The sequence below is a fragment of the Alkalihalobacillus sp. BA299 genome (assembly GCF_017745675.1).
In the GTDB taxonomy this organism is placed as follows: domain Bacteria; phylum Bacillota; class Bacilli; order Bacillales; family Bacillaceae_F; genus Alkalihalobacterium.
The window spans coordinates 25,804-39,999 of the sequence record NZ_JAFLJM010000003.1; the positions used below are offsets into that span (position 1 = coordinate 25,804).

Below are 14,196 nucleotides of genomic sequence, written 5' to 3' on the forward strand. Positions count from 1 at the left end.
CCTCTCATAAGTCCTATCACTTAAGGATAAGTCGGGATATAATTGAGTCCTGATGTCTCCTCATAACCTAACATTAAATTTAAGTTTTGAATCGCTTGACCTGCTGCGCCTTTCATTAAATTATCAATGACAGAAACAACAGTGATTCTTCCAGTCCGTTCATCATAAGTAATTCCGATATCACAATAATTCGTACCGTATACTTCTTTCGTTGAAGGATAATGACCATTTTTTCTAATCCTTACAAACGGTGAATTTTTATAATTTTCTTCAAAAAGCTCACGTAACTGTTCTTCAGTTATTTGATCACTTTTACTATTTGCATAAATGGTTGCCATAATTCCCCTCGTCATCGGAACAAGGTGAGTACTAAATGTTACAAAAGGAACTTCGCCGCCGTACATATTTAGACCTTGCTCGATCTCTGGGATATGCTTATGTTGATTTACTTTATAAATTTTAAAATTATCATTCATCTCACTAAAATGAGTCACTGCTGATGGAGATCTTCCTGCTCCTGAAACAGCAGATTTAGCATCGATGATAATACTCCGGTTATCTACTAATTCATTTTTTACAAGCGGTAGAAGTCCAAGTAGTGTTGCAGTAGGATAACAGCCTGGATTGGATATTAATTCAGTTTGTTGTATTTTTTCTCTTTCCCATTCAGGTAATCCGTACACTGCTTTTTCTAGTAAACTAGTATTCGCAGCCTCGTTTCCATACCACTGTTCATATACTTTACCATCCACTAGCCGTAAGTCTCCTGATAAATCGATCACTTTTAACCCTGCTTCTATAAGCTGACCAGAAATATCCCTCGACACTCCAGGTGGTGTCGATAAGAACACTACATCTGCTTGTTCTTTAATGATTTGAGGGTCTATATCTTGTAAAACCAAATCGTTAATTCCTTGTAAATGTGGGTAACTCTCACTGATCTTAATTCCTTGTTGTGAGGAAGAGTGAACAGAACGTAACTCAACCTCTGGATGATTATGTAGTAGCCGGATTAGATCTGCTCCGCCGTAACCCGTTGCGCCGATAATTGCTGCTTTCATTGGTTTCTCCTCCTCCGATTGATTAAAAATAATATCATTCATCCAATTCCATATTTTTTATGATGTGTATAATTATAAGTATGAATAAAAATAAATGCAACTGTATTTTTATTTTTAATTAAAATTTTCTTACACTTTATTTTATTTACCTTTTTATAACAGACTTTACTTTAGTTTAGCTTTAAATTTGAAAGGCAACGCTCTCAGTTTATACTCTCATTATGATAAATTTATACACCTTAAGCTAGACTCCCTCGAAATGTATACTTTATTAATCTACGAAAAAAACGTACAGAATCATCTCTGCACGTTTTGAAAATAATGATTAACTTTTAACTGTGTTATTGTAAATAGTTTTTTAGATCATTAATGATAGGTTCAGGGTCTGCATTTAATCCATCATACTTACGAATGACTTGTCCCTTTTCATCAACTAAGTAAAAGCTCGTCCCATGCATGATATCATCACTATCATCTAGATGTTGTACAAGCGTTTGAAAAGAACTCTTTGCAATATTAGAAATTTCGTCTGCAGAATAACCGGTTAAAAACATCCAACGTGAAAAGTCTGCGTCATTATTTTCACCATACTGCTTCAATACTTCTGGGGAATCGTAGTCTGGATCAACTGTAAATGAAACTAGGTTAACGTCCAGTCCTTCTTCTTCCATAGCGTATTGTAGTACTCGAAAATTAGGTGTCATTAAATTACAAACAGTAGGACATCGAGTAAATACCATATTAGCAATCCATGGTGTACCAAGTAAATCTTCATTCGTTACAGCTTCGCCAGATTGGTTTACTGCAGAAAAAGGTGTAATCGTTAAGTTAGCCGCTGATAGGTCAAAATCACTTTCTACCTTTTTATCGGTCTGGTAAAGCCAGCCACACCCACTTAATAATACGATTAATGCTATTACAGGTACTAGTATTTTATTTCCCCTAAATAAATTTTGTATAAAGTTCTTATTCATAGTAACAACTCCTAAAATATGTAGAAATCCCATAAGTGAGGTTGCATTCCCACTTATGGATCCATCTATAAACTTTCATTTTAATTTTTGATCGTATGAGTAACAGGAATATCACTAATTGAAGGTCCTTCAGATTGCTTTTCCTTTTTAATCCACTGTTTAAATACATATCCAAGTGTAAAGCCATACGTAATTTCCTGCATAATTTTCATCACAATACCTGCTAATTGTTGATCATAAACGGGATTCATTGGGGAAAACGGATTAGCCCCACTTGCAAATAGACCATAAGGAATATCCGCTCCTGCTGGTAAACAAAATGCCATAACTGTTCCCCATGTGGTAGGATCTGTATAAACACCATACATCGGTGTTCCTGCAAATATAATAAGGGCACAGGCTGGCGTAATTAATACACCGTTTGCAAAAATATAACCCATTCTTCGTAGATCAGAAAGCTGAAATTTGCTTGGAATCGGGGCTAGCATATGCCACCACATCAATGTAGCAGTTGCAAACAATATGATCTCATACGCACTATGAAGTATTATATTCTGCATTAAGAAATCAAAGACGTTCGGTAAATGATAAACAGAAAAAAGTCCGTTAAACAACAAAACTCCAATCAGCGGATTAAAGAAAAGCTTTCCAGTTGGTTCAAGGAATGTTCCTTTTGCTTTATATACGATTGCATGGAAAAACCATTTGGGTGTCCCTAAAATAAATAATGGTACTGCTATAAAATAAGCAAAAACCATCTGAGTCATATGAAAGGTAATCATTAAATGACCCGCTATATAAAGGGGACTGCCCCAACCGAGATAGAGAGCAACAAGACCAAGATTAAAGTACGTTTTTTGTTTTGCCGATACAGGCTCGGCTCCCACAAAACGCTCTCGCCAGCTTCCAACCAGTTTAAAGTAGAGCAACCCGACGAATATTAATATTACGATGAGCTCTGGTGTCCATAATGCGCGAAAACCAAAGTTTGTAAATAATTGTTGTAACACTTTTGTTTTCCTCCTATCGAGTGCATTCCTAACTAAAAATTAGGGAATAAAATTACCATTAGTAGTGTAAATAGTTGATGTATGATACTCTCGTTTATAACTATAGCACATTTTAATCCTTTTCCTAAGGTGTAAAGTGATGGCTATTTTCTAACAATATTTTGAACATAAAGGAGTCTTAATATGAGCAATAAACATTTAATTGCCCTTGACCTTGACGGTACACTGTTAAAAGATGATAAAACCATTTCTCCTCGGTCAAAAAAAGCGATTGAACTAGCAAAAGCTGCAGGCCATATCGTCTGTATTTCTACTGGTAGACCATACCGAGCTAGCGTACAATATTATAACGAATTATCGCTTACAACACCAATTGTTAATTTTAACGGTGCATTTGTTCACCACCCTTTAGATCACTCCTTTGGACACTATCACACACCATTAGATGTAAACACAGCGAAAACAATTATTGAAACGTGTGAAGCCTTTAGAGTTAATAATATTATGGTAGAAATTATCGACGATTATTATCTTCGTTATTATGATGAGGTTTTTATTGAAACCTTTACAATGGGTCAAAATCCTGTGGAGCATGGTAATTTGAAGCACATTCTACAAGATGATCCAACCTCTGTACTCGTTCACCCTAAAGATGAACATGTAGACGAACTTCGGCAATTATTAGCGGAAGCTCATGCTGAAGTTGTCGATCAACGTTCCTGGGGTGCCCCGTGGAATATTATTGAAATTATTCGAGCCGGGATGAATAAAGCTATCGGTTTAAAACGAATTGCAAATTATTATCATATTCCTAGGGAACGAATTATCGCATTTGGTGATGAAGATAATGACCTTGAAATGATTGAATATGCAGGTACTGGTGTTGCAATGAAAAATGGAATTACCCAGTTAAAATCTATTGCTAACGATATTACTTTAAGTAATGAAGAAGATGGTATCGCTATTTACCTCGAAGAAAAGCTTAACCTTAAACTTACATAATAAAACGGCTTCTAGGAAAAAATACAATTGCGTGAGAACCACACGCTCTTCAATTTTTTTTAAAGGAGCAAATAGAAATGAGCAATCAATTGTTACGAGAAGCCCGTACAGCTATAGAGTTAGCGGAACAAATGACACAACATGCCGTTACACCTGAAGAAATGCAAGCTGCTCAAGTACAAGTCGAAAAAGCGAGAAACAATCTACTGTCTGCATATGCAAATTCCACGATTGCACAAAAGCTACAATTAGAAGAAATGCAAGAATGCCTCAACCAAATTGACAATGAGTATCAATAACCATCCCCCCACTAAAACTAAAGCGATATGTCGCTTTAGTTTTAGTGGGGGTTTTCTTGTATTAGTCAAATTATATAAATATGGATTTCTAGAAAACGTCTTAAGTGGATAGCTTATCCTTCATTGTCATAATGAACCTCTCCATCAATAATGAAGTTCTTTTGATTTCTCTATCCGACCTAATCTTTTTATGTTACTCTAATAATTGGAGAATCGTTAACTAATAGATTTATAAACAATTAGGATTAATTCGTCTTGAATAGGGGGACTAGGATTAATGAAAATTTATGAAGTTCCAAAAGATGCAGATCAATCATTACGAATTCGTTTAGCTGACCTTTTAATGGGGCAAATGGAATCGCTGGGAAAAGAGGACGCTTATGATCGATTATTAGAAGCTATTAATCTAGCACTTCAGGAAGGGTCATCTGCACATATCTTTGTTGCCGAACTGGAAGAAGTAATAGTTGGCGCTGCATTTTTTAACATAGGCATTAGTATGACTATTGGTGGACATTATATATGGTTAAATGATTTATATGTTCATAAAGAATTTCGTAATCGCGGGATTGCTAAAAAACTGCTTTTAAAAATTATTTATTGGTCAGAAAATAAAAACATAAAAGGTATTGAATTAGAAACAGGGATTAATAATGAAGCAACGAAAGCCTTGTATAATTCTTTAGGCTTTTATGACATCATTTCAAAACGATATGGGTTTAGATTTTAAAACTGTTGAAACATATTCAACAGTTTTATTTTTTTTACTTCTTTTTCTTTTTTTTTGTTCATAGTATAGTAGCAACCTTCAGAAAACTCAGTCATGACAGCGATAAAGGAGTGTGGCCCGTGTCATATTATTACTACGAAGCAGAATTTAACAACCTCCATGTGGAACTGTCCAAGCATGCACTCCATCAGTTTATTAAAAAAATGATGAATGAAAACTTCTCACTCTTTTGGCGGTATGAAGACGATACGATTTTACTGATTATCGACAACCATGAAACACTTTACGAAATACCATTCATCCGAAATCAAGATTTCCTAACTTTAGATGTAGAACAACTAACTGTAAACGATGAAATCATTGTCGAAGCCCTTGAAGTCATTATCTCTAGGTTTAATGGGAATGGTGTAGTAAAAAAGTTCACTGGCACTGACGGTCCCCATTACATCACGAGTTACAAGACAGGGAGTATTCAGTCTATTATCGAAATTGATGGGAGTGAAAAAATTATTATGAATAGGAATGGTTCGATTGTAGAATACAGGGAGTATGGTCATAACTTGGAGCCTCAAACATTGTTTAACATTACAAATATGGAAATTGATTACGAGCTAATGGAATTGCACGAAGCTATTCAGGAGAATGATGAACAAAAAATAAGAATTCATAAAAAAAGGCTAAGAAAGTTACTTAACCGTAAAGAAGAAGTATCACAACTGTTATAAGCTTCATATTAAAATATTAGGTATGAACTGTTTCATAAATTCGCAACGTTTGTTTCATTTCACTTCTATAGGATTTTCACTTAACACTTACCTTAACAATCACTACTTTCCTAAGTGGCATTACTAGGCTGACTCTTATCAATGTGTCAGACACCTCATTAAACATGATAGTGACTTATCATGAACGTTGGTGGATTTCAGACACGATGGAGTCAGCCCAATGAAATTCATAAAAATTCTTTATGAATAGCAAGTATGCAAATCGTTTTATACCGACTTTTTTTGTACTAGCCTATCGTTTTATACCGAAAAGGACATATACCATTTGGCTTACAGTCAAAATATGTTGCTAACATCTTTTCCTCTTCTGGATAGAGAGTTAAGATCATCTAATCGCTCTAAACTTTCCCCTTGAATTGCTTACCTCATCATATAGGATAATAAATAATCATAGTTGCAATCGCATCTTCTGCACCTTTATTAATATAGCAATGTTTATAATGAGCAGAAAAGCGTATCCCTTCACCTTCTCCAATCATAAATGTTTCATCAGCGACCTTAATTTCCATCATACCTTTTTCAATAAATATGTACTCTTCGACTCCGTAGGCATGTGGGTCAGACATATGTCGACATCCAGGTTCGAGGATAAGTGTAAATATCTCAAACGGTTTTTGATATTCTTTAGGGAACAAAGGATAAACTTGGACCATACCCTTCTCCTCAATTAAAGGTTCAATTTCTTTTCGAACAACCTTTTGAATAAAAGGTGTTTCTTCTTCAATAAAAGTCGTAAACGGTACTCTTAATCCATTCGCAATCTTCCAAAGGGTGCTTACCGTTGGATTAGATTCTCCGCGCTCAATTTGGCCTAGCATTGGTTTACTGACTTCCGTCAATTGAGCAAGCTTATCTAAGCTCAAGCCTCTTTCTGCTCGAATTTGTTTTAGCCTCTTTCCAATAACCTGATTTAAATTCACTTTACTCATGGGAAAGTTCTCCTTGAAAATTCGTATAATATAGTTTACAATTCTGTATATTATAACATACATTTTAGTATTATTCTAAAAGTGAGGGAATAGAATGGCAACATTAACGAGCGCTAACTATGCTAATAACTCTTTTATGCGCGGAATAATGGCCGGTTTCGGAATCGCGATCGGATATACGCCTGCAGCCATTACCTTTGGTCTTTTAGCCAAAGGAACAGGATTAGGCTTCATTGAAACCATTGCAATGAGTATCTTTGTATTTGCAGGTGCAGCACAATATATGGCACTTAATTTAATTGCCATTGGTACTGGAGCACTTGAAATCATTTTTACGACGTTTATCGTTAATATCAGACATTTACTTATGAGTGCAGCTGTTAGTGAAAAAGTAGAACAAGAGCATCCCTTAAAAAAAGCGTTTTATGCATTTGGAATTACTGATGAAGTATTTGCGGTAACAACAACTCAGGATGGCACTGTTAAAACTGGCTTTGTCGTCGGTGTCGCCTCGATTGCTTATGGAAGCTGGGTGATCAATTCAGGCATAGGATACCTGGTTGGCTCAATCCTACCAGAAACATTACAACAAAGTATGGCTATTGCATTATATGCGATGTTTATCGCATTACTAATGCCTTCTTTAAAAAAGCATCGAAAGGTCGTTGCATTAGCCGTGTTCGCTGCTATACTGAATTTGATACTATCTCAATTTATTCCAAGTGGATGGGCCATCATTTGTGCGACATTGACCTCTTGTATCGTAATAGAACTTATCGATAAAAAAGCACCTGCATAGGAGTGTTAAACAATAATGGATACAAATATTCTCCTCATCATTGCTGGGATGGCGATTGTCACTTACATTCCGAGAATGTTACCACTCGTATTTCTAGACGCAAATAAAATACCTCCAAAGCTGCAAGCAATCCTAAGAAATGTTCCGTATGCAGCGCTAGGAGCATTAATATTTCCAGGGATATTAACCGTCCATGAAAATGTTATGTTTGGTCTTATTGGCGGTATTACTGCGGCTGTCATTGCATATCTCGGTGCGAATTTAATTGTTGTCGTCCTCAGTAGTATAGGAATTTTAACAGTGATTTCTTTGTTTTTATAATAGTATATACACATATTATACCATTTGGGCTGACGAAATTTATACGTCAGCCTTTTTAGTTTTGTAATCTCCTAAGAGCGCTATTCGCTTCGTCCATTATACGATCCATCACTTGCTTGGCCCCAACAACCTCTGTAAGTCGGAGGCCTTGCCCTGCCCACATTGACATCCATTCTGCCCTTCCTTGCTTGGCAGCTTCCTTTCGCAGGGGTTGTGTTAATGCATTTTGCACTGGGTAATCTGGAACTTCATCAACAGCTACACTTTTTAACCTTCCAATAAATTCATTTTTTAACCCTCTCGCCGCTTTACCGGAAAACATAGTCGTAATTATCGTATCTTCCTCAGTAGCTTCTATTAAAGCACTTTTATAGAGTGGATGTGCTCCACTTTCTATTGTTGGTAAGAAAGCTGTACCCATTTGAACCGCACCTGCTCCAAGTGATAAACTCGCAAGCAATCCTCTTCCTTCCATAATTCCACCAGCCGCGATAACAGGTATTTGAACTGTATCTACAATTTGTGGAACAAGCGCCATCGTTCCAATCATTGAATCTTCAGCACTTCCTGCAAATGCACCTCGATGTCCTCCTGCTTCACTTCCTTGGGCGACAATTGCATCGACATTTAATCCTTCTAATTGTTTCGCTTCTTTGACTGTCGTTGCTGTCCCAATCATCTTTGTTCGATTAGCCTTTAATCGATCGATCCACTTATTTTCAAGCGTTCCAAATGTAAAAGAAAAAACAGGAATTTTCTCCTCGATTATTACTTCCATTTGTTGTTCAAATTGTGGCCCATATACGTCTGGTAATGGTGGCTGCTCAATACCAAGCTCATCATAAAATGATTGTAATGTTTCGGTCATCGTTCGCACTTTTCTTTCCTGAATGTCGACAGGCTCTGGAATAAATAAATTTACCGCAAAGGGATTATTCGTTAACTCTCGAATTTTATGGATCGAATTTCTCATTGCTTCAGCGTCCATGTACCCCGCCCCTAATGAGCCTAATCCACCACAATTAGAAACCGAACCTACTAACTCTGGTGTCGTCGCCCCCCCTGCCATTGGTGCTTGTATGATTGGTAATTTTATATTTAAAGTTTTTGTCAAAGCTGTCTCATACCACATTTTTTATTCCTCCACTTTCCATTTAAAATACGCGTTCTCCAATAGCAACAAAGTTTACGAAAACAGCTTTTAAAAAAGATAGAAGGACTATTACATTTTTAGTCCTTCTATCTTTTTACATTAAATGAGCGTTGGTTCAGCTTACAATCGGTTGCTTATTTCCATGAAGAGCTTTAATCGCTCGATTAACCGCGGCACGGTGGTTCCATAAAAGCTTCTTTACATCTTCCTCTGGTAGAATGGTTTCTGCAGGATCGCTATAACCTTCACCTTTTCCATGAATAGACCAACGACCTTCCGCTTTCATTAACGTGATAACACCACCTCGTTCCTTATCATCAAAAACAAAGTAGTTTTTTAATTGCGTTGAATCATATTCTGACCAATCACAAAATGTTTTTAGTAATTGTTCAATGTGCTTCTTATTTCGAATACTCATTACACACTCTCCCTTATATTCGTCTAAAAATTTTATATATCTTTTTCATTCTTTAAAGTTCGTTTAATTCCTTCTTAAATTTTACGCATCTAACAAGCTTTTTTGTTACTATTGATATAATAATGTCATTTTGACTATCCTATTAGATAGGAGTTAAGGGTAAAGGGTTGATATTAATGCTTAATCTAAAACAATACGATCATTCTGAATTGGATAATCTTGAGGGAGATATTCTTGAGTTATATAAAAAACTTTCTGCTTCAACCTACTTAAAAGATGTTGAAATTACAGAGCTAGTTAAGGAATCGTTTGAAAAACTCATAAAAGATTTAGACGGGGATCTAATAGCTATAGTCGATAAATCATTGATGATGATGAACGGTCTTTTGTCACTCGGGATAAAATTTACAACTTATGCATCTTTCGAACGACGTTTCGACCTTTTCTTAACCACGCTTTGTGAGTACGTCATCATCCTATTAGATGAGGATAATGCTAGGCTAGAACTTAAGGAAAAGCACGCTATTACAGAATCACTTATTCTTTTATTCTTACGATATTTAACTATAGAAAAATCTGTTTGGTATCACTTCCTTTCGAAATGGTTTATTCTAAATGAAAATGAAGAATGGATTGAACCGTATTATCGTTATTTTCAACAACTACATCAGGATCATGACCGTCCGTTTCAGCTATCTATCATTACTAGCCTGTTAGCATTAATTTGCCTAGATGGCGTTGGTTCTCTGACTTATTTAAAACTACATAAACAACGGATAACTGCTAACGATTTATACTATCACTTTACATTGCTGTACAACCGCCAGGAGTGGGATACGATGCAAAGTTGGTTTGAACTTTTTACAGCTAGTTGGAATGGCCATCTCGGAAACCTACAATATTTTTATAATTCATTACTAAAGGATAAAAAAAATTCTTTTGATTTCACAAACCACCTAGCAAAGTGGCTCAATCGTCCTACACTACAATCTTATATAAAATTGTCGAAGTCTATAGAAGGTAAGGACCGAAGCCTACTATTTAAAAAAGTAAAAGAGAATCTTGGAGAACAACTCTCATACCCAACCATACAAAAGCTATATATTGAAATTATTTTATACGAACAAAAATGGGAAGAGGCTATCTATTATTTTTTAAACGAAGAGCCTCATCCTTTTCAACTGAGCGATGAAAAGCAACAGCTGTTAGAACAATTAGAAAAACAGCTGCCTGAACGAACAATTCCTATCTATCATCAGTTTATCGTTCGCTTAGTCGAAAAAAAAATGCGCTCACACTATTCCGATGCTGTTCAATTCATGAAGAAGTTAAAGCTTTTATATGAAAGAACAAACCAACTTGAGCGTTTTTATGAATTCATTTCGATGTTTAATCAAACCTATAAAACATATCGTGCATTAATCCAGGAGATGAAAACGATCGATGAGTAACTATAATCCAAATCACGTCCTCATACATGGTGGATGGTTAGGAGATTACTTCTTTATTTGGGGTGAACAAAAACAACATAAGAAGTATAAAGACTACTTAAACTTTCAATATCCATTTTTATATTCACCATTCGAATTAAAGCTGACTCTCTTTCAAGATGACGCTAATTCGTTTTATGGAACATTTGTCCAAACGAAAAAAGCATCATTAATTGCACCTATACAAGAACGAATGTTTTATAGTGAAGTAGGTGAAACTCTCGTTTACCAAGCGAACACAACATCAACTGAATTTGTGTTCCCATTAGAAGGTATTGTCATACAAAAAAAAGAATTGCCTAAATATATAGAGAGTATGAAACGCTGGAATCAGCTTCCCAAAATAAAGCTGGCTTATGATTTTAACTACTGGTTAACCATTTTTTCAACGATTCAAACGGAAATTAAAAACGGAAATCTTATACTCACCTCCTCTGGAGCTTGGGAATTAGCGAAATGGAATTGGACCGACTGGGAAGAAACATTACCGAAAGTTTCATTTTCATTCATTGAACCCAGATTGCATCATATTTCCAATGATGAGCGAGAGAACTATTCGTTTAGAAAAATGGCAAGTGAGATTTGCAGTCAATTTGTTCAATATTTAATTGCTAAAGATATGGAAGTACAAAAAGCATTTGAAGAACTCCATCATTCCAAATATTATTTGCTAAATGATATACCTGACCAAGAAGCAGACGATAAACTTTTTCTCGAAGAACTTGGTGCCATTCCAGCTGTACCTTTTCAAACAACAATTGCAATTGAAGAACCAAATCAAAATGAAGATGAATGGAAAATATTGCTCTTTTTACAAGACCGGAATGACCCATCGATTATTGTTTCACTTGAGGATTTACATAGAGGTCACCATCCATGGAGGGTAAACCCGGTTACTCGACTTAAAGAAGATATTGCAGAAATCATTCAACTCATACCAGAACTATCTTCTTTATCGATAACACGTCCCATATCACTTGTTACGAAGGAGGTAGTTTATGATCTTTTGACCTATCATTTTGAGCACCTTCGTCGTTTAGGAATTGGCGTTGTCGTTCCGAACTGGTTAAAAAAGCGACCAAATCACTTTCAAGCTAATATTCAGGTCACTGATCAATCTGCTGAGAGTTCAAGTGATAGCGAATCGATGTTCAATTGGCAAACGATAAGTGAATTTAACTTTGAAATTGTACTAAATGGTGAAAAATTAACGCACGAACAGTTTACAAAGCTTGTTAATTTGAAAACTCCTTTTATTAAATGGAATGGAAAATGGCTATATTGGGACCCAAATGAAGCCAAACACTTAACAAAATATTTGAACCAAAAAAAAGAGCAGCAGACGTCCCTTCTTGATACGTGGAAAACCTATTTATTAGACGATATTAAAGAAAGTGACGGGCTCGACGTATCCATCCAATGGGACGAAAAACTATTAAGTGCTATTGAAGCGACATTAAATAAAGAAATAGCGTCAATTACACCACCAGCTTCATTAAAAGGAGAATTAAGGCCTTATCAAATTGAAGGAGTATCCTGGTTATTTCATATGCGAAGAGTTGGGTTTGGAGCTTGTTTAGCAGATGATATGGGGTTAGGGAAATCGATCCAAACGATTGCCTATATGCTCGCCGTAATAGAAAGTCAGACAGGAACACGTACAACTCCATTTCTGATTATTTGTCCAACTTCACTCATTGGCAATTGGCAAGAAGAGTTGCAGCGATTTGCGCCACACTTATCTGTATTTGTCCATCATGGTGTTGAACGATTAGCCGATGCAGGTGATAGAGACTGGCCATATGATATTGTTATTACATCTTACGCTCTCGCTTTTCGTGATGAACTTATCTTTTCAAATACGGTGTGGAACGGACTGATTCTTGATGAAGCACAGCAAATCAAAAATGTTGAAACGAAACAACGAAAGGCAATTAAATTGATTAGCGCTTCTCACCGGATCGCATTGACAGGTACACCTATTGAAAACCGATTAAAGGAACTTTGGTCGATTATGGATATGTTAAATGATCGTTATTTAGGACAATACCAACAATTTCAACGTGCGTTTGTAAAAGAGATAGAAGGAAGTCATCCGAACGAGAAAAAGCTGCAACAATTACGTATACTTATTTCACCTTTCTTGTTAAGAAGAAAAAAATCCGATAAAGCATTAGAGCTTCAGTTACCAGACAAAACCGAGCAAACATATGTCGTCGGTTTAACAGCTGAACAGGCATCACTTTATCAGGCTGTCGTAAATGAATTATTAGCTTCTATCGATGAAAAAAATTCGATTGAAAGACGAGCAACCATTTTAAGTAGTATTACAAAACTTAAACAAATTTGTAATCACCCTTCGCAATTTTTAAAGGATCGTGGGGGGCTACATCATCGTTCTGAAAAATGGGATTTATTATTTACTCTTGTTGAACAAATCATTGATAATGAGGAAAAATTATTAATCTTTACGCAATATAAAGAAATGGGTCAGTTATTACAGCTCGGTCTTTCTGAGTATTTCAAGGTTGACGTTCCCTTTCTTCATGGAGGTTTAGCACGTCATGAGCGAGATGAAGTCATCAATAAGTTTAAAGAAGATGCAAGTACACCTATTTTCATTTTATCGTTACGTGCTGGTGGAGTCGGCTTGAACTTAACTGCTGCAAATCATGTGATTCATTATGACCGCTGGTGGAATCCGGCTGTCGAAAATCAGGCAACAGATCGTGCCTATCGGATCGGACAAACGGAAAAGGTAACAGTCCATAAACTGGTTTCTAAAGGAACGATTGAAGAAAAAATAGATCGACTCCTCATAAAAAAACAGTCACTATCAGATGACATTTTATCTCTGAATGAAAAAAGTGTCTCTGAACTAACAACCGATGAATTAAAATCACTACTAGAATGGAGTGATCAAAAATGAAAAACAGTGTACCGATTCAGTTCATTGAATTTTGGAGAGGGAACGGAGCATTACCACAAAAAAAAGAACATATAAACGATACAGAAGAGCTTGGTAAAGAGTGGCAGCAATTGTTGGAAGCTATTCAAGATGCCGCTAAAAAAGAATGGGAACCATCATAAAGGTTATAAGAAAAGCGGAAGTGCCCGTTTAGCGACGTACGGACTGGACTGAACCGCAGGAGATAAAGGAAACTCGGGTGTTCGGTAGTGAGGCGATGTTGACTTATCGTAAGGAGGGGGAGCGAAGTCCACTAG

15 protein-coding genes are annotated in these 14,196 nt (G+C 36.1%); 9 read left to right on the forward strand and 6 right to left on the reverse strand.

Annotated features, from left to right (window positions below):
* Positions 1-20 precede the first annotated feature (20 nt).
* The 3 genes from argC to ctaG form a co-directional block, all read right to left on the reverse strand.
* Positions 21-1,061 (reverse strand): N-acetyl-gamma-glutamyl-phosphate reductase, encoded by a 1,041-nt coding sequence (argC, locus tag J0N78_RS04555; RefSeq protein WP_209121846.1) that lies wholly within the window; start codon positions 1,059-1,061, stop codon positions 21-23.
* 341 nt (positions 1,062-1,402) lie between these two features.
* Positions 1,403-2,035: an SCO family protein gene (locus J0N78_RS04560; protein ID WP_209121847.1), complete on the reverse strand. Its 633-nt coding sequence runs from the start codon at positions 2,033-2,035 to the stop codon at positions 1,403-1,405.
* 80 nt (positions 2,036-2,115) lie between these two features.
* Positions 2,116-3,045 (reverse strand): cytochrome c oxidase assembly factor CtaG, encoded by a 930-nt coding sequence (ctaG, locus tag J0N78_RS04565; RefSeq protein ID WP_209121848.1) that lies wholly within the window; start codon positions 3,043-3,045, stop codon positions 2,116-2,118.
* Positions 3,046-3,228: 183 nt separating this feature from the next.
* Here ctaG and J0N78_RS04570 point away from each other — a divergent pair, with 183 nt between their 5' ends.
* The 4 genes from J0N78_RS04570 to J0N78_RS04585 all read left to right on the forward strand — a co-directional run bounded on the left by J0N78_RS04570 (position 3,229) and on the right by J0N78_RS04585 (position 5,801).
* The gene (locus J0N78_RS04570; RefSeq protein ID WP_209121849.1) at positions 3,229-4,047 is read left to right on the forward strand and encodes a Cof-type HAD-IIB family hydrolase; all 819 of its coding nucleotides are present in this window, start codon (positions 3,229-3,231) and stop codon (positions 4,045-4,047) included.
* 77 nt (positions 4,048-4,124) lie between these two features.
* The gene (locus J0N78_RS04575; RefSeq protein ID WP_209121850.1) at positions 4,125-4,346 is read left to right on the forward strand and encodes a DUF3813 family protein; all 222 of its coding nucleotides are present in this window, start codon (positions 4,125-4,127) and stop codon (positions 4,344-4,346) included.
* 277 nt (positions 4,347-4,623) lie between these two features.
* Positions 4,624-5,076 (forward strand): GNAT family N-acetyltransferase, encoded by a 453-nt coding sequence (locus tag J0N78_RS04580; protein ID WP_209121851.1) that lies wholly within the window; start codon positions 4,624-4,626, stop codon positions 5,074-5,076.
* Between the two features lie 119 nt (positions 5,077-5,195).
* Positions 5,196-5,801 (forward strand): hypothetical protein, encoded by a 606-nt coding sequence (locus tag J0N78_RS04585; RefSeq protein ID WP_209121852.1) that lies wholly within the window; start codon positions 5,196-5,198, stop codon positions 5,799-5,801.
* Between the two features lie 428 nt (positions 5,802-6,229).
* On the opposite strand, the gene J0N78_RS04590 is transcribed toward J0N78_RS04585, so the two are convergent.
* Complete coding sequence (locus tag J0N78_RS04590) at positions 6,230-6,790, reverse strand: helix-turn-helix domain-containing protein (RefSeq protein WP_209121853.1); 561 nt, start codon at positions 6,788-6,790, stop codon at positions 6,230-6,232.
* Positions 6,791-6,884: 94 nt separating this feature from the next.
* Between J0N78_RS04590 and J0N78_RS04595 the strand changes: the two genes are divergently transcribed.
* Entirely contained in the window at positions 6,885-7,589 is a 705-nt protein-coding gene (locus J0N78_RS04595; protein WP_209121854.1) for an AzlC family ABC transporter permease, read from the forward strand.
* A 15-nt stretch (positions 7,590-7,604) separates the two neighbouring features.
* Complete coding sequence (locus tag J0N78_RS04600) at positions 7,605-7,910, forward strand: AzlD domain-containing protein (RefSeq protein ID WP_209121855.1); 306 nt, start codon at positions 7,605-7,607, stop codon at positions 7,908-7,910.
* A gap of 55 nt (positions 7,911-7,965) precedes the next feature.
* On the opposite strand, the gene J0N78_RS04605 is transcribed toward J0N78_RS04600, so the two are convergent.
* Together J0N78_RS04605 and J0N78_RS04610 are read right to left on the reverse strand one after the other, a co-directional pair.
* Complete coding sequence (locus J0N78_RS04605; protein ID WP_209121856.1) at positions 7,966-9,042, reverse strand: NAD(P)H-dependent flavin oxidoreductase; 1,077 nt, start codon at positions 9,040-9,042, stop codon at positions 7,966-7,968.
* 136 nt (positions 9,043-9,178) lie between these two features.
* Entirely contained in the window at positions 9,179-9,481 is a 303-nt protein-coding gene (locus J0N78_RS04610; protein WP_209121857.1) for a hypothetical protein, read from the reverse strand.
* Between the two features lie 176 nt (positions 9,482-9,657).
* On the opposite strand from J0N78_RS04610, the gene J0N78_RS04615 reads away from it, so the two are divergent.
* From J0N78_RS04615 to J0N78_RS04625, 3 genes are read left to right on the forward strand one after another with little or no spacing between them, the layout of a single operon-like run.
* A complete protein-coding gene (locus J0N78_RS04615; protein ID WP_209121858.1) occupies positions 9,658-10,932 on the forward strand; it encodes a hypothetical protein in 1,275 nt (424 codons plus the stop codon).
* Complete coding sequence (locus J0N78_RS04620) at positions 10,925-13,900, forward strand: DEAD/DEAH box helicase (RefSeq protein ID WP_209121859.1); 2,976 nt, start codon at positions 10,925-10,927, stop codon at positions 13,898-13,900. Before J0N78_RS04615 ends, J0N78_RS04620 begins: the two co-directional genes overlap by 8 nt.
* The gene (locus J0N78_RS04625) at positions 13,897-14,061 is read left to right on the forward strand and encodes a hypothetical protein (RefSeq protein ID WP_209121860.1); all 165 of its coding nucleotides are present in this window, start codon (positions 13,897-13,899) and stop codon (positions 14,059-14,061) included. Before J0N78_RS04620 ends, J0N78_RS04625 begins: the two co-directional genes overlap by 4 nt.
* Positions 14,062-14,196 lie beyond the last annotated feature (135 nt).

Excerpts from the sequence above, each read along its gene's own strand:
- argC (WP_209121846.1), bottom strand. The coding sequence starts at position 1,061 with ATGAAAGCAGCAATTATCGGCGCAACGGGTTACGGCGGAGCAGATCTA.
- J0N78_RS04560 (WP_209121847.1), bottom strand. The coding sequence starts at position 2,035 with ATGAATAAGAACTTTATACAAAATTTATTTAGGGGAAATAAAATACTA.
- J0N78_RS04570 (WP_209121849.1), top strand. The coding sequence starts at position 3,229 with ATGAGCAATAAACATTTAATTGCCCTTGACCTTGACGGTACACTGTTA.
- J0N78_RS04575 (WP_209121850.1), top strand. The coding sequence starts at position 4,125 with ATGAGCAATCAATTGTTACGAGAAGCCCGTACAGCTATAGAGTTAGCG.
- J0N78_RS04580 (WP_209121851.1), top strand. The coding sequence starts at position 4,624 with ATGAAAATTTATGAAGTTCCAAAAGATGCAGATCAATCATTACGAATT.
- J0N78_RS04590 (WP_209121853.1), bottom strand. The coding sequence starts at position 6,790 with ATGAGTAAAGTGAATTTAAATCAGGTTATTGGAAAGAGGCTAAAACAA.
- J0N78_RS04595 (WP_209121854.1), top strand. The coding sequence starts at position 6,885 with ATGGCAACATTAACGAGCGCTAACTATGCTAATAACTCTTTTATGCGC.
- J0N78_RS04600 (WP_209121855.1), top strand. The coding sequence starts at position 7,605 with ATGGATACAAATATTCTCCTCATCATTGCTGGGATGGCGATTGTCACT.
- J0N78_RS04605 (WP_209121856.1), bottom strand. The coding sequence starts at position 9,042 with ATGTGGTATGAGACAGCTTTGACAAAAACTTTAAATATAAAATTACCA.
- J0N78_RS04610 (WP_209121857.1), bottom strand. The coding sequence starts at position 9,481 with ATGAGTATTCGAAATAAGAAGCACATTGAACAATTACTAAAAACATTT.
- J0N78_RS04615 (WP_209121858.1), top strand. The coding sequence starts at position 9,658 with ATGCTTAATCTAAAACAATACGATCATTCTGAATTGGATAATCTTGAG.
- J0N78_RS04620 (WP_209121859.1), top strand. The coding sequence starts at position 10,925 with ATGAGTAACTATAATCCAAATCACGTCCTCATACATGGTGGATGGTTA.
- J0N78_RS04625 (WP_209121860.1), top strand. The coding sequence starts at position 13,897 with ATGAAAAACAGTGTACCGATTCAGTTCATTGAATTTTGGAGAGGGAAC.